The organism is Paenibacillus cymbidii (assembly GCF_004764705.1).
GTDB lineage: Bacteria > Bacillota > Bacilli > Paenibacillales > NBRC-103111 > Paenibacillus_AN > Paenibacillus_AN cymbidii.
This window is the reverse complement of the sequence record NZ_SHLX01000022.1, coordinates 137504-157619: the sequence shown is the minus strand read 5'-3', so window position 1 is coordinate 157619 and position 20116 is coordinate 137504. Positions and strand designations below refer to the sequence as shown.

Below are 20116 nucleotides of genomic sequence, written 5' to 3'. Positions count from 1 at the left end.
CGCGGATGTGGACACGAAAGCCGCGCTCGAACAAATGTTCACCGCGCGCTACGGAGCAAAAAAATAACCTCCCGCGCCTTCGCTTGGGCTACGGCCGCCCACAACCTTTTACACCAAACAAATGACCCCCATCGTCCCGATGGAAGAACCTACTACACAAACTACTTGACGGCACCGTGAAAACACTGGTTATTCCCGCCAATCGGCGCTAAAACAGCTCTTTCCCAAGGAATAGCCAGCGATTTCACTGGCTATTTTTTGGTGGGCGGCCAATTTTAGCGGAATAGCCAATAAAATAAGGTTGTCGATTAACTGTGGATCGATTGGCGAGAACGAATGGATGCGGAGATTATAGATGATTTTTCACATATAATTTCGAAAATGAGGCTAAAATCGCGAGTTGTGTATGAAATTTCGCATATAATCGCTGGAATTGGCAGGTCCAACCTTTATTATAGATGATTTTTCGCCTATAATTTCGTGCGCCTCGCAGATTTCACAAGTGATAAAAAGTTAATCGACAGCTATAAAATAGGGCTTATTTCGATACGCTCCTTTTCGAAAACAGAATTGGGGGCGTCTTTTTTAACTTATCACTTCGTTCTGGTCCCACCGCCGGCGAGTGGTGGGCGAAGGCTGAAATCAGCCTTGAAGTGGCGTTTCGGCGAGTGGTGGGTAAAATAAGGCTGAAATCAGCCTTGCAGCGGCGTTTCGGCGAGTGGTGGGCGAAATAAGGCTGAAATCAGCCTTGCAGCGGCGTTTTGGGTGCGTGGTGGGTGAAATAAGGCTGAAATCAGCCTTACAGCGGCGTTTTGGTACGTGGTGGATGAAATAAGGCTGAAATCAGCCTTACGCTCCGCCGCTGCAGCGCATGAAACATGCGCTAAACGCCCGCGAGAGCCCCCGCACCGCCGCTGCAGCGCCTGTGGCGGAAATAATTTCCTCCCGCTTGCGATGCCGTTTAAATTGAGTTTACATACGTAAGCTACCATACAACATGTGAACGACAAACGGCACGCAAGGAGGAACCACAATGGAACAACCATACAGAAAAGACATGAAACCGGCTAACGGGGACTGGGCCGTCGAAGCGAACGGCCTCGTCAAAACATTCGGCGACAACCGCGCCGTCGACGGCGTCGATTTGCGCGTGCGGGCCGGCTCGATTTACGGCGTGCTCGGCCCGAACGGCGCCGGCAAAACGACCACTATCCGCATGCTGGCGACATTGCTGCGGCCGGATGCCGGATCGGCGCGCATTTTTGGCCGCGATGTCGTCAAAGAGTCGCAGGTCGTGCGCCAACTGATCGGCGTTACCGGCCAGTACGCCTCCGTGGACGAATCGCTCAGCGCGACCGAAAACCTGATTATTTTCTCGCGGCTGCTCGGACTCGGCCGCGCCGAAGCGAAGCGCAAAGCGGCGGACCTGCTCGAGGAATTCGGGCTGTCGGAAGCCGCGCGGCGGCCGCTGAAAAATTTCTCCGGCGGCATGCGCCGGCGGCTCGATCTTGCGGCGAGCCTGATCGCCCAGCCGCCGCTCATTTTTCTCGACGAGCCGACGACGGGGCTCGATCCGCGCACGCGCGCGCAGATGTGGGAGACGATTCGCCGGCTGGTCAAAACCGGCTCGACCGTGCTGTTGACGACACAGTATCTCGACGAGGCGGACCAACTGGCCGACCGGATCGCGGTCATCGACCTTGGCCATGTTGTCGCCGAAGGCACCGTGGACGAACTTAAGGCGTCCGTAGGCACCTCTTCGCTGCATCTTCGGGTGCAGCGAACGAACGATGTGGCGGAAGCGCGGCGGATCATCGAGCGGGTGCTGAACGTCGCTTCGAGCGTAACGTCGGAAGCCGCCCAAATTACCGCTCCGATGGCTAACGCCGATCTGGTTACCGATCTGCTGATCGCCTTGCGCGCGGCGAACATTCCGCTTGCCGAACTGAGCGTGCAGAAGCCGACGCTCGACGAAGTGTTCCTGACGATTACCGGACACGGCGTGAAGGAAGCCGAAGAGTCGAACGCAAACGCGATGGAGGAGGTCAAACGATGAGCCGATCAACCGTACACCCGGGCGCCCAATTGAAAAATCATACGAGTTTAACCCAATCGATTCGCCACTCGTTTACAATGGCGTACCGCGGTTTGCTGAAAATTCGCCGCACGCCGGAGCAACTGTTTGACGTCACGCTGCAGCCGATCATTTTTACGCTGATGTTTACGTATATATTCGGCGGCGCCATTTCGGGCGACGTGCAAAGCTACTTGCCCGTCATCATTCCCGGCATTCTTGTACAAACCGTTATTACCACTTCGATCGTGACCGGAGTTCAATTGCGGGAGGATATGGACAAAGGCGTCTTCGACCGCTTCAAGTCGCTGCCGATCGCCCGCATCGCCCCGCTTGCCGGCGCGCTGCTCGCCGACACGATCCGCTACACGATCGCGACGACGCTGACGTTCGCCATGGGATACATCATGGGCTACCGGCCCGGCGGCGGCTTCGGCAGCGTGGTGCTCGCCGCGGTGCTTGTCATCGCTTGCGCCTGGGCGATAAGCTGGATCTTCGCTTTCTTCGGCGTCATTGCCCGCACGGCTTCGAGCGTGCAAGGCATTTCGATGCTGGTGCTGTTCCCGCTCACGTTCCTGTCCAACGCATTCGTGCCGGTCGACACGATGCCGAACTGGCTGCAATGGTTTGCCAAAATCAATCCGGTCTCGCACCTCATCTCCGCCGTCCGCGAATTGGTGAACAACGGCAATGTAGGCTCGGATCTGGGCATTTCGCTGATCGGCGCCGCCGTTGTGGTGCTCATCTTCGCACCGATTACCGTACGCGCTTATATGCGCCGGACGTAAGACGCTCGCCCCTGGATCGCCCCTCCGCATCGGCCCGTTCGGCCGGCAGAGGGGCGATTTTTCATATGGACGTGTGCTTTGAAGACGAAATTGGTGTACAATAAAGAACATTCAATCCGCATTCATTCCACGAATCAGGAAGGGGCTAATGGTGTTGAATCAGGAACAATTGACACGCATCCGCACGGGACAAGGGTTTATCGCGGCGCTCGACCAAAGCGGCGGGAGCACGCCGAAGGCGCTGCTGCAGTACGGCATTGCGGAAAACAGCTATTCGGGCGAAGAAGCGATGTACGCGCTGGTGCACGAAATGAGAACGCGCATTATCAAAAGTCCGGGGTTCGACGCGGCGTCCATTTTGGGCGCAATTTTGTTCGAGAACACGATGGACCGGACGATTGACGGGCTGTTCACCGCCGACTACCTCTGGGAGAAGAAAGGCATCGTGCCGTTTCTGAAAGTCGACAAGGGGCTGGCGAACGAAGAGAACGGCGTGCAGTTGATGAAACCGATGCCCGATCTGGACAGCTTGCTGACGCGGGCGGTGGAGCGGCATATTTTTGGCACGAAGATGCGTTCGGTAATTAAAAAAGCGAGCCCGGAAGGCATCCGCGCCGTTGTCGACCAGCAGTTCGCCGTCGGCAAACAGATCGCGGCCAAAGGACTCGTGCCGATCATCGAGCCGGAAGTCGACATTCACAGCGCGGATAAAGCGGCTTCGGAGCAATTGTTGAAGGCCGAGCTGCTGAAGCAGTTGACCGCCCTGGACCCGGGCGTCATTGTAATGCTGAAGCTGTCCATCCCGACGGAGGACAATTTCTACCGCGAATTGATCGAACTGCCGAACGTGGCGCGAGTGGTCGCCTTGTCGGGCGGCTACGACCAGGCGGAAGCAAACGAGAAGCTCGCGCGCCATAGCGGCCTGATCGCCAGCTTCTCCCGCGCTCTGGCCGAAGGGCTGTCGGCGCAGCAGTCGGACGAGCAGTTCAACGCGACGTTGTCCCGCTCGATCGCTTCCATTTACGAAGCATCCATCGCCTGATTGGCGCCCGCAGTTCTGCTGCGACAACGGAAAGCTGTCCCGTTCATGCGGTATCCCGCTGCCTGGGCGGCTTTTTTGTTTATCATGCCGGGCCGGGAACGAAAATAGCCCTTAAAAAATGGCCTATTTTCCCGATTTGGCCTGCCGCCTCGGAAATAGCCAGTGAAAACACTGGCTATCTCGACCCTGAAGCCCCAAAATCGACCTTTTCAAAGAAATAGCCAGTGATTTCACTGGCTATATTGGTGAGGCTGCCCTTTTTTGGCGAAATAGGCCATAAAACATGGCCTATTATCAGGATGCTTCATCGGAGCGGTACAAAAAGCGAATTTGTTAGTTGGCGGAGGGGAGAATGCCCGATTTGTGCAATGTGTCTGCTTGGAGATGGTTCAAACAGGGCAAGGGACGGGAGCGGAGAGCGGGGGGTGGTATGGAGAAGCGGCAGCGTTCGCCTTTGTTTTCCGGATTCCCCCTTGGATTAATCGTTCGAAGAATCCGGAAAACAAGAAGCGATCGGAATACCACCCCCCGCGCGCAGCGGGAGCCGGTTTCGCCGGTTGAGGTGACTTTCCAATAGGCAGGAGAAGTTACCGCTAAAGCCGGCCGGGCCAGCTTTTCGCATTGCAGTTTCCGGAAACGGCGGCGGACGTCGAAAGCGAATCCGTAGCAGCAAGGCGATGGAGCAGGCTTGTCCTGCCGCTTATCCTGTGAGATGATCGGGATAAGGAGGTTGATGACGATGAAACTTTACAGCGCAGCCGCAATCGGCTTGATTCTGGTGCTGCTGCTCAGCGCCTGCTTCGGCTCCAAGGACGCCGCGCCTTCGCCCGCTCCCGGAGCCGGCGCAAACCAAGGAGACCTTCAACAAACCGCCCTGATCTTGTTGGACGTATTCAAACCGATCGCGTTCGAGAAACCGATCGGCATCGAGCATCGCTCCGGCGATCCGGACGCCGTTTATGTGGTCGAGCAGCCGGGGCGAATCGTCAGGGCCAATCTGACCAAGCCGGATGCCAAACCGAAGCTCGTCCTTGATATTGCCGATCGCGTCAACGACAAGGGCAACGAACAAGGGCTGCTCGGGCTTGCTTTCCATCCGAAGCGTCCCAATCAGGCGTACGTCAATTATACGACCGACACGCATACTGTGATCGCCCGGTTCGATGCCGATCCGAACGATCCCGAACGGCTCGATCCGGCCAGCGAGAAGGTGCTGTTGACGTACAAGCAGCCGTATACGAATCATAACGGCGGGCAGCTGGCGTTCGGTCCCGACGGGTATTTGTACATTGCGTCCGGCGACGGGGGCAACGGCGGCGATCCGCAAAACAACGCGCAAAACCTGCAATCGCTGCTGGGCAAAATCCTGCGGATCGACGTGGACAAAGAAGCGGACGGGCGCGCTTACGCGATTCCGCCGGACAACCCGTTCATCGCTTCCGGAGCGCCGGAAATATACGCCTACGGGCTGCGCAATCCGTGGCGGTTCAGCTTCGATTCGGCGACCGGCAAGCTGTGGGCCGCGGATGTCGGGCAAAGCACGCTGGAGGAAATCGATCTGATCGAAAAAGGAAAAAACTACGGCTGGCGGGTCCGCGAAGGAACGGCTTGCTACCAGCCGAAGACGGGCTGCGAAACGGCCGGGTTGACCGAACCGATCCACACGTACGGCCGCGACCTCGGCATTTCCATTACCGGCGGTTATGTCTACCGCGGCAGCAAGCTTCCCGCGTTAACCGGCTGGTACCTGTATTCGGATTACGGCACCGGCACCTTGTGGGGGCTGATGCAACGCAGCGACGGGACGGCCGACAACCGCACGCTGCTCGAAACCGGCGAAAACATCACGTCCTTCGGCACGGACGCAGCCGGGGAGCTGTACATCTGCACGCAATCCGGGCGTATTTTCAGACTCGCGCAAGCGTGAATCCGGTCGAAAGTCGCCTCGTTTCCTGCTATAATCGGGGAAGCCGGGAACAGGCGCCCCACCCGGGCGCCTGCGGCTTGCGACGGGGGCGAGAGCGGATGACGGTCAAGAACAAGTTTCAATTGAAGCGGGAGGCCACGTACCGGAAGCTGCTTGAAGCCGGCATGGCTAGTTTTGCGGAGAAAGGGTACGCATCGACGACCCTGTCGGATATCGTTGCCCGCACGGGACAGACGAAAGGCGCGTTTTACGGCCATTTTCCAAGCAAGGAACAGCTGTTTCTGCATGTGCTAGATTACCAGATGCAGCTGACCGCCGGTTGGATGAACGTTCCGAAACAATACGATCCGCGGGAAACGACGCTCTCGGAAGTGCTGGCGATTACGCTGGAGCGGCTTTCACAGATGCTCGGCGGCGCCGAGAACTGGATTCTGGTGCTGATCGACTTTCATTTGCAGACCAAACAGGATCCGGAGATGCAGGACAAGCTGAAAGCGAAATACGGCGAATGGCTTGGCGGCATCGAGGAACTGATTGCGGTGCTGCAGGAGAAAGGCTGGGTGGCGCCGGACAAAGATGCCCGGGAGATCGCCATGCAAACGATTGCTTTTAACGAAGGGTATACGATCTTCTCGGCGTTGTTCGGCGGAACGAACAGCCATGCGCTTATACAAGGGCTCGTCAAGCTGATGGAGTGAGGCCGGCCGCATACGGCCCGGAACAAACAAACAAACAACCATCCCAGACCGGGATGGTTGTTTGCTTTGGGTAGAATTCGCTGCGGCCCTAAAAAGTGGATGTCAAAGCCGGGGGCGGGATGATATAGTGAAGAAGCGTCAATAAGAACGATTCGTCATGCGGCGATGCCGCATTGGCATGAGTAGATTTGCCGGGAAGGAGCCGATCGGGTGCTGAAACGACATTTGCTGCTTGGTCTGATCGGACTGGTTTTCTTTTCGTTCCTTCCGCTCTCCTTTGTGATGGACCGCCTGGAGCGAAACGACGGGCTGCGCGTGCAAGCCGGCGTGCTCGATCTGGCCGCCCGGGAGAATGCCTTGCAGCAGCGGATCGGACTGGACGGAGAGTGGGAATTTTATTGGGACCGGCTGCTTGATCCGGAAGATTTTCGCCAGACGGGCGCCGGCAAGCCGAGCCCTTCAAGCTACATGCAAGTGCCTTCGCAATGGAACGGCAAGCTTGTGGAAGGCATCACGCTGCCCGCACACGGCGCCGCCACCTACCGCATGGTGATCCGCAACTTGCCGGCAAGCGGCGTATACGCGCTCAAGAAAACGAACATTCGGTTCGCGAGCCGCATCTTCGTTAACGGGCAGCCGCTGTTTGCGGACGGTGTCCCTGCCTTGTCGCGATCGTCGTACAAGCCCGGGAACGTGCCGCAGATCGGGCTCTTCAGCGTCGAGCGGGGCGATGTGGAAATTATTGTGCAAGTCGCGAACTACGATTACGTAAATGCCGGCATCCCCGTATCGCTTTATTTCGGCACCGAGTCCGCCATCCTGGAGAATCAGCAGAAGGTCATGGCCCGCGAATTTGGCACGCTTGCCGTTCTTGGCACACTGGCGATGATGTATGTGATCTGCTTCGCCGCAACGGCCCTGTACCGCAGAAGGGATTATTCCTTGCTGCTGTTCGCGCTGTTCTGTTTCCTTTACGCGGTATACCAGGGCCTGTACGGCGAGCGGGCGCTTGCGCTGCTGCTGCCGAGCCTGTCGTTCGAGCTGCTGTACAAAACGAAGGATGTCGTTTCGATCGCCGCCTTTATCGTCCTTGCCGTGCTGCTGCGCCAAGTTCAGAACAATATGCTGTCGCTTCGTCTGACCCGGATCATCGGCGTCGGACTCGGCATCGTGCTGCTGGCGATTGCGGCGGTGCCGATTCATTTCTACACGTATTTCCAGCCTGTCGTCGCGGGGTTGTTCGAACTGCTGCTGCTCGGCCTGTTGTGGCGGTCGGCACTGCTTTACTTGCGGGGCGAGGCGGCGGACCGGTGGAAACATTTGCTGCTGTTTCTGGCGATCCTGTTCATCAACCTGTATTCGGTCGATTTGCTGCTGTTCGGTTTGGCGTTGAAAGAGAGCTTGTGGCTCGGCCAGCTGTATTTTGTCGTGTTCAACCTGATTATGATGGCGGTGATCGTGCTTCGTTTCTTCGAATCGTACCATTCGATGGATGCGATGAAGAACCAACTGCTGCAGCTGGACAAAATCAAGGACGATTTCCTGTCCCATACGTCGCACGAGCTGAAGACGCCGCTGAACGCGATCGTCAGCATTACCGAATCGCTGCTGAAAGGCGTGGCCGGGGAAGTCAACGACAGGCAGGCGCACAACCTCGCCGTCGTGCTCGGCAGCGGCCGCAGGCTGACCCACCAGGTCAACGAACTGCTCGATTATTCGAAAATGAAATATGGCGACATCTCGCTGCATCGCAGCAGCACGGACTTGAAGGCGGCTGTCGATTCGGTCATTCGCGTGCAATCGTTTCTGCTTGGCGGCAAGCCGGTCGCGCTGCTGAGCAAGGTGCCCGAGCCGTTCCCCGCGGTATACGCGGACGCGAACCGGCTGGTGCAAATTTTGCACAATTTGATCGGCAATGCCGTCAAGTTTACCCGCCAGGGCAGCGTGACGATTACCGCGAAGGTACAGCGGTCGATGGTGGAGGTGCGGGTGGAAGACACCGGCATCGGCATTGCTCCGCATCTGCACGACCGCATCTTCCGGGCGTTCGAGCAAGTGGACGACGAGACGCACGCGCATAGCGGCGGCACGGGGCTCGGCCTCAGCATCACGAAGAAGCTGGTCGAACTGCACGGCGGCACGATTCGCGTCGAATCGTCCGAGCGGGAAGGGGCGGCGTTCCTGTTTACGGTGCCGCTGGCGGAGGAGTCGGCAGCGCAAACGGCGGCAGCAAGCGCGCATCGGCCGGAGGCGCCGGGAGCTTCGATCGTGCCGGCGCAATACCCGCTGTATATCGATGGGGAGATCGGCGAGCCGATTCTTGTCGTTGACGACGATCTGGCCAATCTGCAGGCCATGATCAATTTGTTCAAGCTGGAGCGCCATTCGATTGTCGTGGTCAATCGCGGCCAGTTGGCGCTGAAGGAGATCGTTCGCAATCCGGGTTTTTTCCTGGTCATTCTCGATATCACGATGCCGGACATGTCCGGCTACGAGGTGCTGCGCGATATTCGCGAACGGTTCTCGCCTTTCGAACTGCCGGTTCTGATGCTGACGGCGCGCAACAGCGTGGCCGAAATGCAGCATTCGATGGAGAACGGCGCCAACGATTTTGTCGGCAAGCCGTTCGAGTCGGAGGAGCTGCTGGCTCGGGTACGCAGCCTGACCCAGCTGAAGGCGTCGGTAAAAAACGCGCGAGACGCCGAAATCGCCTTTCTGCGCTCGCAGATCAATCCGCATTTCCTGTTTAACGCGCTGAATTCCATCGCCGCCCTGTGCGCGGAAGCGCCGGAGGAAGCGGAGGAACTGACGCTGCAGCTATCGCTCTATTTGCGCAGCAGCTTCGACTTCAAGCACCTCGATTCGCTCACGACGCTGGCCAGCGAGCTGGAGCTGGTCAAGGCGTATCTGAACATCGAAAAAGTCCGGTTCGGCGACCGGCTGCAGGTGGAATTCGATGTAGACGCCGACCTGCACACCCGTATCCCGCCTCTGGTGCTGCAGCCGCTCGTGGAAAACGCGATCAAGCATGGCCTGATGGCCAAACGACGGGGAGGCACCGTGCGCATTTCCGTACGCAAAGACGCGTCGGAAACGATTCGTTTTACGGTGGAGGACGACGGCGGCGGCATGAGCAAGATGCGGCTGAAAGACGTGCTGAAGGCCGACGCCAACAAGATGGGCGTCGGGTTGTGGAATATCAGCCAACGCCTCCGGCTGTTGTACGGCAGAACGATATCGATTGAAAGCGAGCTTGGGGCGGGAACGAAAGTATCGTTCAGCATACCGCCGCAGCTTGCAATGCTGAGAAATGGGGAATAGTCCATGCAACGTGCCATCATCGTTGACGACGAACCGCTTTCGGTGAACCGGCTGAAGCGTTTGCTCGAGGAAAGCGGCAAAATCGACATTTGCGGGACGTTTCTGCACCCGCTCGACGCGATCGATTACGTCCGGGAGAATCCGATCGATATCGCCTTCCTCGACATTTTTATGCCGGACATGAACGGCATTCTGCTTTCCGGCATGCTGCGCAAGCAGGATGAGGCGATCGGCGTCGTATTCGTGACCGGATATGACGACTACGCGATCGATGCGTTCGAAATGAGCGCCATCGATTATTTGCTCAAGCCCGTCACCGCGCAGCGGCTGGCGATTACGCTGAGCAAGCTGGAGATGATGTGAAGGCGGGGCAAGGTGCGATGAACCAATGGTTTGGCCGACTCGGATTGGCCGTCGTCATGGTCGTTTTTTTGCTGATCCAGCTCGCGATGCTGCTCGATTCGGAAGTGACGAAGCCAACGCCGCCCGTACAGGACGGGGTGCTCGATGCGACGGCATGGAATTTTGACGACAACGGGATGATGCGCCTGGACGGGACGTGGCGGTTTTATCCGAATGTGCTGGCGGAACCGGACCGTTTGCAGGCAAGCGGCGGCAGCTATATCCGGGTGCCGGACAACTGGGCGAACAAGGAGCTCGGCCAGCCGGTTTACGGGAACGGCACGTACGAGGCGGTGGTGCGGCTGTCCCCTGCCGCTCCGCCGGTCATCGGCATCAAGGTGACGAACATCCGCATGTCGCACCGGCTCTACGTCAACGGCCAGCTCGTTCACGCAAGCGGTGTTCCCGCGGAAACGAAAGCGGCGCATCGCCCGGGCAACACGCCGTATACCGCTTATGTGCCGGTCGTCAATCACGAGCTCCATTTTGTCATCCAGGTGTCGAATTTCAAATATTACCAGGGCGGGATCGCCCAGCCGATTCTGATCGGCACGACCGAGCAGGTGACGCGTTATGCACTGCTCAGCTTCGGCGTCGGGCTGGTCGATTTCATGATGACCGTGTCCTTCGGCCTGTACTCGCTCGCCATCTACCTGATGCGTTCGCGGGACAGCATGTATTTGTATGCCGGCCTGTTTTTCCTTGCGGTGTCGCTTGTCGTCGCTTGCGCCGACGAGAAGGTGCTGATGGTCGTGCTCGACTGGCTGCCGTTCGATCTTGCGTACAAGCTGCAGGACTTGACGCTCAGCGGCTCGCTGCTTCTGCTGCTCGCTTTTTTCCGCCAGGTGGAGCCGGCGTTTGCGCCTAAGAAGGCGTACCTCGCCATTACGCTGCCGATGCTGATTTATTTTACCGCCGTGCTGGTTATGCCTTACGAATCGTACATTTATGCCAAAATGTTGTTTTCGCCTTACCAACTGATCGTTTGCCTGATATCGATCGTGCGCTGGTCCTTGCTGTTGTTTCGGGCCCGGACGCGGGAAAGCCGCGGCGAGCGGGCGTTGATGCTGGCGACGGCGCTGTTCCTGACCGGCAGCCTGCTGTTTCAGTACTTGTACCTGGATCAGATCATGTCCAGCAAAATGCTTTCCTTCGTGTCGTATTTCTCTTTCATCTTCACGATGAACTTGTATCTGGCGTTCTGTTCGACCAATGCGATGAGAAGGAGCGAACAACTGTCGAATCAGCTGTGGCAAGCCAACGTGGTGAAGAACGAGTTTCTGCAGCGCACGTCGCACGAGCTGAAAACGCCGCTTCACGGCATCCACAACCTGGCGGAGCACGTGCTGCGTCGAACCGACCCGCTGCCGGAAGAGTCTCGCCGCCATCTTGGTTTCGTTGTCGATACGACGCAGCGGCTGTCCTACATCGTCAACAATTTGATCGACGCTACGCAGCTGCGCAACATGTCGCTGCAAGTGAAGCTCGCTTCCGTCGATTTGGCGGCCGTCGCCGAGCATGTGTTCCGGATCATTTCGCTGCAGATTGGGCTCAAGCCCATGGCGCTCGTCAACCGGGTCGCAGACCGCACGTTTGTGGAGGCGGACGAGCAGCGGCTGTCGCAAATCATTTACAACGTGCTGTCCAATGCGGTGAAGTATTCGAACGCCGGCAGTGTCGTCGTTTCCGCAACAAGGGAGAACGACCGCGTGACGCTGCAGATCGCCGACGAAGGCATCGGTATCGCGGGCGAGGAGCGGGAGTCGGTGTTCGAGGACCGCTACCGCTCGGATACGCCGGGCCAGCCGCCGGTCGACGGTTTGGGCCTCAGCTTGTTCATCAGCCGCGAGTTGGCGCGCCAGATGGGCGGGGAGCTGTACATCGCCACCACGGAAGTCGGGCGAGGCACCGTGATGGCGCTCGAGCTGCGAACGGCGGCGGCGCCGCCCGCGAACCCGCAGCCGTCCGTCCGGCGAGAAGCGATGCACCAGGTTGCCGCCGCGCTGGCGCCTCCCGAGAAGGAGAGGGAACGCGGCGGCCGCCGCTCGATTCTGCTCGTCGACGACGACCCCGCCAATCTCGAAGTGCTGCGGCTGATTCTCGAGGACGACTATGAGCTTGCCGTCGCCTACGGCGGCGAAGAAGCGCTCCAGCTCGTCGATGGGCGCCGCTTCGACCTGATGATCGCCGATTTGATTATGCCGGGCATGTCCGGCATGGAGCTGACGAAACGCGTGCGCGAGCGGTTCGCCGCCATCGCTTTGCCGATCGTTATTGCGACTGCGGCTTCGCGCGACTCCGATATCCAGCTTGGCTTTCAGGCCGGAGCGACGGATTACATCGCCAAACCGTTCTCGACCGACGAAATCCGCAAGCGGGTGCAGCTGCTGCTGCAGCTGTCGGGCACGATGGAGACGGCGCTGCAGCACGAGCGCGCATTCCTGGCTGCGCAGATCAAACCGCATTTTCTGTACAACGCGCTGAACAACATCATTGCCGTCTGCTACGAGGAGCCGGCGCAGGCCGCCGAGTTGCTGACGCTGCTGAGCCGCCATCTGCGGCGCATGTTCCAGCAGGAATCGACGGCCCATACGATCCCGCTCAAGCACGAGCTCGATCTTGTCCGCGACTATGTAGAAATCGAAAAGCTGCGCTTCGGCGACCGCCTGCAGTTTGCGGTGGAGATCGACCCCGGCTTGCCCCTGGAGAAGCTGCACGTCAAAACGCTGCTGATCCAGCCGCTGGTCGAAAATGCGATCGGCCACGGCGTGTTCAACAAGAAGGGGACGGGGACCGTTACGCTGCGCATTCGGCAGGAGGAGCATCAGCTGCGGATCGAAGTGGAAGACGACGGCACGGGCATGGAGCCGGATACGGTCAAGAAGCTGCTTGGCGGCGAAGGCGGGCGGGGCGTCGGCCTGACGAACGTGCGCAAACGCGTCGCGTCGGTGGCGGGCGCGGAATTCCGGCTGCACTCGCAGCCGGGACGAGGTACTTTGTGCACGGTCATACTGCCGCAGCAATTTACGGCCTGGGGGTAAACGATGCGTTATTCCGTGATGATTGTCGAGGACGAGAAAAAAATATTGTCCTACATGAAAAACAAGCTTGCCGGATACGCCGAGTTTGACGTGCTCGGCTGCTACGACGATCCCGAAGATGCGCTCGACGCATTCGGCGGCTTGCTGCCGGACGTGGCGTTTCTCGATATCCAGATGCCGCGAATGACCGGGCTGGCGCTGGCCGAACGGCTGCTGGCGATCAAGCCGGACGTCAACATCGTTTTTCTAACCGCATTCGAGCAGTATGCGCTTGACGCGTTCCGCGTCGAGGCGATCGACTATTTGCTCAAGCCGATCCGCAGCGACGACATCGACCGGGTGCTGCAGCGCTTGCAGAAGAAGCGGCCGAAGCCGGCCAAACCGTCCTCTGAGCCGTTCAAACCGCTGATTCGCTGCCTCGGCACTTTTGAAGTGGCCGGACCGAACGGTGAGCCGGTCAAGTGGCCGACGAAAAAAACGGAAGAGCTGTTCGCCTGCCTGTGGATGAATCGCGGCCATTCGCTTGGCAAGTGGGCGCTGGTAGAGCTGCTCTGGCCTGACGTGCCGGAGGATCGCGGCGTACATAATTTGTATACATCAATCTATCGTGTCAAGCAGGTGTTGCAGCAGCTGCCGGGCGCGTTCGTGATCGAACGGAGCAATACGATGTACCGGCTGCTCGGGCCGGAGCGCATATCGGATCTGGAGGAATTGCGGCTGCTCGGCGCCGACCAGAAGGAAGTGGAGGCGCACCCGGAGAGGGCGGAACAGCTTTATTTGAACTATCGGGCGCCGCTGTTCGGCGACCGCGGCTACGCCTGGAGCGTACCGGCTGACGCCGCAGCGGAGCGGCTGCTGGAGCGGCTGGGCGACATGCTGCTGGAGTGGTGCCGCAAGACGGGGAACGACAAGCTGGCGCAACGTTTGCGCGAGACGATGGAGGCCCGGCAGCAGGAGGCGATCTAAGGGGGGGTTGAAAAATAGCCTATGAAAAATGGCTTATTCGCTTCTTTTTGCTTGGTTCATCGAAAATAGCCAGTGAAAACACTGGCTATTGTGATTAAATCCCCCCCCCAAATCGGCCTTTTCTGCGAAATAGCCAGTGATTTTACTGGCTATTTTGTTGTTGGAGGCCATTTTGGACGAAATAGCCAATCAAACATGGCTTATTTGGAAATGCTCCTTTTCGAAACAGGCAAGTCCCCGCATGCTCCCGCCGGTACCCGACAAAGAAAGGTATAGTTGTGGCGGTATTTGGTCGGCTTTTGTCGCTTGGTGTCGGCTTGTGAAATTTTTGTGAGGTTGGCTTGTTATAATTCCTCTCGGTGCAGGTTTAGGAACGAAGCGACGGGAGGAATTTATGATGAGGAAAGCTAAAAAACCGGTTGCGGCGCTGCTGGCGCTTCTTCTTCTGCTGCTGGCGGCCGTAATCGTCGGTCCGCGGCAAGCAAACGCAGGCGGGCCGAACGAGTTTGCAGGCGGTGCCGGTACGGAGCAGGATCCGTATCAAATCGAATCGGCCGAGCAGCTGGACAAGGTGCGAAATTACCTGGAAAACAGTGCGGTATACTTCAAGCTGACGCAAGATATCGATTTGACCGATTATTTGTCTACGAACGGAGCCGGATACAACACCGGCATGGGCTGGGAACCGATCGGTCACGAAACGATGGAGATGGTTGGCACGATGATAACCTTCGTGAAGCATCCGTTCATCGGCCATTTTGACGGCGACGGACATACCGTTAAAGGGTTGAAGATAACCAATAGAACCACTTCCAATCAGGGGTTGTTCGGCGTCATCGGCTACGAGGGCAGCATCAGCAATGTGGCGCTCACGGATGCATCGATCGCGACGGGGAATGTCGGCTACGCCGGCGTTTTGGTCGGCTTCAATAGCGGCACCATTAAAAACAGCTTTGTTACGGGTTCTGTTGCAACACAGGGCATGAGCATAGGCGGGATGGCCGGCTTCAGCAGCGGAACGATTCAGGATTCGTATGCCAACGTTTCCGTTACCGGAGCCAACTGGGTCGGCGGGCTCGTCGGCGACTTCGAAACTCCCCCTCCCAATACGCTGAATTCGCCCGATACGCTTATATTGCGGGCTTATGCCGTCGGACATGTTACGGCAACAACGATGGAACCTGGCGGATTGGTCGGAAGAACGATCGGGCAAGTGACGGTCACTGATTCCTATTACGACAAAATGACAAGCGGGCAGTCGGATACCGGCAAAGGCACGGGGCTGACGTCGGCGAACATGAAATTGGCCGCTACCTACACCAACTGGGATTTGTTGAATCTGTGGGTGATCGATGCGTACAACAACGGCTACCCGCGGCTGAGAATGTTCGATACGGCGCCGATGGCCAGTCCGACCATAACCGGTACGATGAAGGTCGGTGAAACAATCACGGCGACGTCCGGCTACGCGGATGCGGAGAACGATCCGGAGGCCGGTACGACCTATGCGTTCTACCGATACGACGATGCGGCCGGTACGGTGAACGAGACGGTGGCAAAAGCGGCATCGGCGGAAAATACATATGTCCTTAAAGGGGCGGATGCCGGCAAATATTTGCGGGTCAAAGTCGTGCCGAAAAACAGCAAGGGGACGGGGATGCCGGCAAGCAGCCAACCGACGCAGCAAATCGCGCGCATGTGGACGCTGATCGGCACGCTCAGTCACGGCGGCTCCCTGCAATATTCCTTTTCCCGCTTGCAATCTTTTCAAAATTCGATTTACGCGCTCTGGTATGAGAACGATCAAAATTCGGATGTAAAAACATACCTGAGCCGGTATGCCGGATCGGGCACGAGCTGGGATTCGGTAACCGACGGCGGCGACAATGCGATCAACGCGCTGAAGAGTCCCTATACCGCGTATACGCCCACCTCGGCAACGTACGATAACAAGCTCATTATTGCGTATGCCGGCGACAAACTCAATGTTTCGGATCCGAACCAGATTCATGTCAGGCAGTTCGACGGCCTTTCATGGGAGACGATAGATGGCGGCGGCTTGAACTACAATCCCGGCAAATCGGGCCTGACGCCAAAGCTGGCCGTGCTTGGCAACGAGCTTTATGCCGTCTGGTCGGAATCGAACAATAACAGCAAGACGCAAATCCGGGTCAAGAGGTACAAGGGCAACAACGAATGGGAGCAGGCAGAGAAACCCGGCGGCGTCACTGCTGACGTGTATGGCATCAATTACAACACGGGCAATAACGTGGTCTTCATGCCATACGTCGCCGTGTATCAAGGCCGCCTGTATGCGGCCTGGTCCGAAATCGACAGCACGGACAACTATAATTACAATTTGCGGGTGAAATCCTTCGATTCGGCAACCAACGAATGGCGCAACGAAAACGACGGATTGAAGCTTAATGGCAGCGACACGAGCGCGCAATTGTTCGATTTGACTGCGGATGCTCAAGGGCTGTATGCGGTATTTGTCGAAACCAAAGGAGCGAAAACCCTCGTTCGTGTCATGCGGTACCAAAACGGCAGCTGGGCGGCGATTGACGAAACGGGAGCGAACAGCGGCACCTTCGGCCTGAACCTCCAACAGTCAGCGCCTGTAACTTCGGCGACGGCAGCTTTTTACCATGGCGCGTTGTACGTCGTCTGGTCGGAAAAGGAGAACAACACACAAGTTTTGCACGCCAAAAAGTATAAATCCGGCACATGGACGATAGCGGACGGCGAGGTCGGATTGAACGCATCGCTCACCGTTGATGCCAACAACCCGGTTCTGGCCGCTAACAACGGCAGTCTTTACCTCACCTGGATCGAAAACAGCCTCGTGCAGAATGCGGTGTATTGGGAGAAAGAACCGACAACGACGACGCTTGCCGTTACGGCCGGTGGCCAGTCGGTTACGGAAATCGTCTATGGCGGACAAGTGACGCTGACAGCGACCGTAACGCCGGACAGCGGCAGCGGAACGTTGGCGGGAGGCATCGTGACGTTCAAACATGAATCTTTTGTCATAGGCACGGCATCGATCGATGCCAACGGCCAAGCGACGCTGACAACGGACAAACTGCCGGAAGCGGTCCTGCCGGGCACGAAAGTTTCCGGTTCGATTAAGGCGACCTACGACGGCGATTCCGTTTATAGTTCCAGCAGCGCTTCGTCGTCGCTGACGGTATACAAAACCATCGTCACGACGACGAGTTTGACAAACAGCGTCAATACAGTCGTGTATGGGCAACCGATCACCTTCACGGCACAAATCACGCCGGAATCGACGGTTGGCGGCGTTGCCGGGGGCACGGTCGATTTCAAGCAGGCCGGTGTTACGCTGCACAGCGAGACAGTCGATGCGAACGGCACTGCCGTTTGGACGACGACTACACTGCCGGCCGACAGTTATTCGATCACGGCGAGCTATAACGGGCAAGGGGTCCATCTTGCCAGCGCTTCACTCGCCCAATCGGCGACGGTAAGCAAAATCGGCACTTCCTTGCAGCTGACGACACCGGTGGCGGAAATCGTCTACGGCGAGCAAATCAAGCTGACGGCCACCGTCACGAAGCTGATCGGCAGCGATACGACACCAACCGGCAGCGTCACGTTCAAGCACGGTACGTTCGTGATCGGCACGGCAACGCTCGAGGCAAACGGTCAGGCGACGCTGCAGACCGATAACTTGCCGGAGGCGGTGCTGAATCGGAAAGTCCCCGGCGATGTCACGGCGGAGTATAGCGGAGACGACGTCCACACTTCTGCCACTTCGGCCCCGTCGTCGCTGACGGTGTACAAAGAGATCGAAACCGCAACGAGTGTGACAGGCGATGTCAGCGCGGCGGTATACGGGCAGCCGGTAACGTTCACGGCGCAAGTCACGCCGGAAACGACAGTTGCCGGAGCCGCTTCCGGCACGGTGGATTTCGTTCTGGGCGGGGCGACGATCGGCTCCGCAACGCTGGACGGAAATGGCCAAGCGGTCTGGACGACGACCACGCTGCCGGTGATGTCGAATTCGATTTCGGCAAGTTATAGAGGGGCGAACGCTCATCGCGCCAGCGTCACGACAAGCTCGTATTCGGTTGAAGTTGGCCAGGCGAGCAGCACCATTCAATTAACTTCATCGGTCACATCGACTGTATACGGCAGCCAAGTGACATTGACGGCAACGGTGGCGCCGGCTGCTCCCGGCGGCGGCACGCCGGACAGCGGGTCGGTGACGTTCTACGACGGCACGATTCAGCTCGGCACCCGCACGGTTGCGGCAGTTGGCACGGCAACGCTGACGACGGACGCGCTCCCGGTCGGCGATCATGCGATCATGGCTGTGTACGACGGCAATACGAATTATTTGCCGGGCACTTCGACAACCGCGTTGTTGCTGACGGTCACGCCGGTTCCGGTGGTCGACGATCCGCCAATCTCGCTGCCGACGCCGAAACCGGACACAACACGCGAAACGATTCCGATCGACGTGCAGAACGGCAGCGGAAGGAACAATGCTGTCGTTTCCCAGGCGGTTATCGTCAGAACGACGGATGCCGCCACGGGGCGCAAAACGGACGACGTTCGCCTGACGCCGGAGCAAGCGGCGCAAACGGTAGCGCAGCTGCAAGCGGCCGGCTCGAGTCTCGCGAAGATCGTCATCCCCGACAAAAAAGACGAAGTGGCGGAACTTAACGTAACGCTGCCGAAAGCGTCAACGACGCTGCTGGCGGAGGCGAACGTTGGCATGGAAATCGACACGAACGGCGTGCGGATCGGCATTCCGGGCGAATCGCTGCGGGAGTTGAACGAAGATACGTATTTCCGCGTCATTCCGGTCAAACAGGAGGACGAACGCAAAGAAATCGAGCAGCGGGCAAAAACCGAACAGGCGGCGCGACTGACGATCGGCATCGAAGGCGTTGCCGTCGTCGGCCGGCCAATGGCGATCGAAACGAATTTGCAGAGCCGTCCGGTTACGCTCACGCTGCCGCTCGGCGACGAATCGCTTGGCGAAGCGCAGTTGAAGGATCTTGGCATCTTTATCGAACATAGCGACGGCACGAAGGAGTTCGTACGCGGCGAAATCGTCGCTTACGACGAAACCGGCAAGCTTGGCATCCGCTTCAGCGTCAGCAAGTTCAGCACGTTTACGATCGTGCACCTGGCCGGCTGGAGCGCGGCGACTGCTGCACCGGAAGAAACGAAGCACGAAGCGTATATGTTCGGCTACGAGGACGGCACGTTCCGGCCGAACAACAGCGTCACCCGCGCGGAGCTGGCCGCAATCATCGCCCGCGTGTTCCACAAGGAAGCGGGCACTCCGGCAGACGACTTCTCCGACGTGACGGATTCGCATTGGGCGCAGGCCGACATCGCGCAAGCGGCGCGGATGGGCGTGCTGGACGGCTACCCGGACGGCAGCTTCAAGCCGGAGCAGCCGATCACGCGCGGGGAGATGGCGACCGTCGCCGTGCGGCTGCTGAGCGGTCAAACAACCGGTCAAGCCGCGGCATTCGCGGATGTTGCCGGCCACTGGGCGCAGACGGCGATCGGGCAGGCAGCGGCGGCAGGCGTCATCGACGGCTACGAGGACGGCACGTTCCGGCCGGATGCGGCGCTTACCCGCGCGGAAGCGGTGGCGATGATCAACAAGCTGCTCGGCCGCGCGCCGTACCTGGACGCGCCGGCCCAATGGCCCGACGTGCCCGCAAGCAATTGGGCGTTCGGCGCCATTCAGGAAGCTTCCGTCGCGCACGGAAGCAAGCATTAAATCATAACCGGCAAGGACAAAGACGAGGGCTTCTCTTCAAGGGACGGTTTCCCGGAATAGAGAGGCCCTCTCTTTTCAGGCTTCGGA

Annotated in this window: 10 protein-coding genes; all 10 read left to right on the top strand. The window is 58.5% G+C overall.

Annotated elements, in window-relative coordinates; all coding sequences use genetic code 11:
* Positions 1-1033 precede the first annotated feature (1033 nt).
* Positions 1034-2056 carry an ATP-binding cassette domain-containing protein gene (locus EXY20_RS26310; protein ID WP_135555105.1) on the top strand — a complete coding sequence of 341 codons (1023 nt, stop codon included), beginning with the start codon at positions 1034-1036 and terminating at the stop codon, positions 2054-2056.
* Positions 2053-2862, top strand: coding sequence for an ABC transporter permease (locus EXY20_RS26305; protein ID WP_135555104.1), 810 nt, complete (start codon positions 2053-2055; stop codon positions 2860-2862). The genes EXY20_RS26310 and EXY20_RS26305 overlap by 4 nt, the downstream gene beginning before the upstream one ends.
* A gap of 154 nt (positions 2863-3016) precedes the next feature.
* Complete coding sequence (locus EXY20_RS26300) at positions 3017-3904, top strand: fructose bisphosphate aldolase (protein ID WP_135555117.1); 888 nt, start codon at positions 3017-3019, stop codon at positions 3902-3904.
* 739 nt (positions 3905-4643) lie between these two features.
* The gene (locus tag EXY20_RS26295) at positions 4644-5831 is read left to right on the top strand and encodes a PQQ-dependent sugar dehydrogenase (protein ID WP_167859537.1); all 1188 of its coding nucleotides are present in this window, start codon (positions 4644-4646) and stop codon (positions 5829-5831) included.
* Between the two features lie 98 nt (positions 5832-5929).
* On the top strand, positions 5930-6529 hold the full coding sequence (locus EXY20_RS26290) for a TetR/AcrR family transcriptional regulator (RefSeq protein WP_135555102.1): 600 nt from the start codon (positions 5930-5932) through the stop codon (positions 6527-6529).
* A 210-nt stretch (positions 6530-6739) separates the two neighbouring features.
* On the top strand, positions 6740-9850 hold the full coding sequence (locus EXY20_RS26285; protein ID WP_135555101.1) for an ATP-binding protein: 3111 nt from the start codon (positions 6740-6742) through the stop codon (positions 9848-9850).
* 3 nt (positions 9851-9853) lie between these two features.
* The gene (locus EXY20_RS26280; protein ID WP_135555100.1) at positions 9854-10213 is read left to right on the top strand and encodes a LytR/AlgR family response regulator transcription factor; all 360 of its coding nucleotides are present in this window, start codon (positions 9854-9856) and stop codon (positions 10211-10213) included.
* A gap of 17 nt (positions 10214-10230) precedes the next feature.
* Positions 10231-13293: an ATP-binding protein gene (locus EXY20_RS26275; RefSeq protein WP_135555099.1), complete on the top strand. Its 3063-nt coding sequence runs from the start codon at positions 10231-10233 to the stop codon at positions 13291-13293.
* Between the two features lie 3 nt (positions 13294-13296).
* Entirely contained in the window at positions 13297-14259 is a 963-nt protein-coding gene (locus EXY20_RS26270) for a response regulator (RefSeq protein WP_135555098.1), read from the top strand.
* Between the two features lie 397 nt (positions 14260-14656).
* Positions 14657-20029: an Ig-like domain repeat protein gene (locus tag EXY20_RS26265; protein ID WP_167859536.1), complete on the top strand. Its 5373-nt coding sequence runs from the start codon at positions 14657-14659 to the stop codon at positions 20027-20029.
* Positions 20030-20116 lie beyond the last annotated feature (87 nt).

Coding starts and splice junctions, on each gene's coding strand:
- EXY20_RS26310 (WP_135555105.1), top strand. CDS start 1,034: ATGGAACAACCATACAGAAAAGACATGAAACCGGCTAACGGGGACTGG.
- EXY20_RS26305 (WP_135555104.1), top strand. CDS start 2,053: ATGAGCCGATCAACCGTACACCCGGGCGCCCAATTGAAAAATCATACG.
- EXY20_RS26295 (WP_167859537.1), top strand. CDS start 4,644: ATGAAACTTTACAGCGCAGCCGCAATCGGCTTGATTCTGGTGCTGCTG.
- EXY20_RS26290 (WP_135555102.1), top strand. CDS start 5,930: ATGACGGTCAAGAACAAGTTTCAATTGAAGCGGGAGGCCACGTACCGG.
- EXY20_RS26280 (WP_135555100.1), top strand. CDS start 9,854: ATGCAACGTGCCATCATCGTTGACGACGAACCGCTTTCGGTGAACCGG.
- EXY20_RS26275 (WP_135555099.1), top strand. CDS start 10,231: ATGAACCAATGGTTTGGCCGACTCGGATTGGCCGTCGTCATGGTCGTT.
- EXY20_RS26270 (WP_135555098.1), top strand. CDS start 13,297: ATGCGTTATTCCGTGATGATTGTCGAGGACGAGAAAAAAATATTGTCC.
- EXY20_RS26265 (WP_167859536.1), top strand. CDS start 14,657: ATGAGGAAAGCTAAAAAACCGGTTGCGGCGCTGCTGGCGCTTCTTCTT.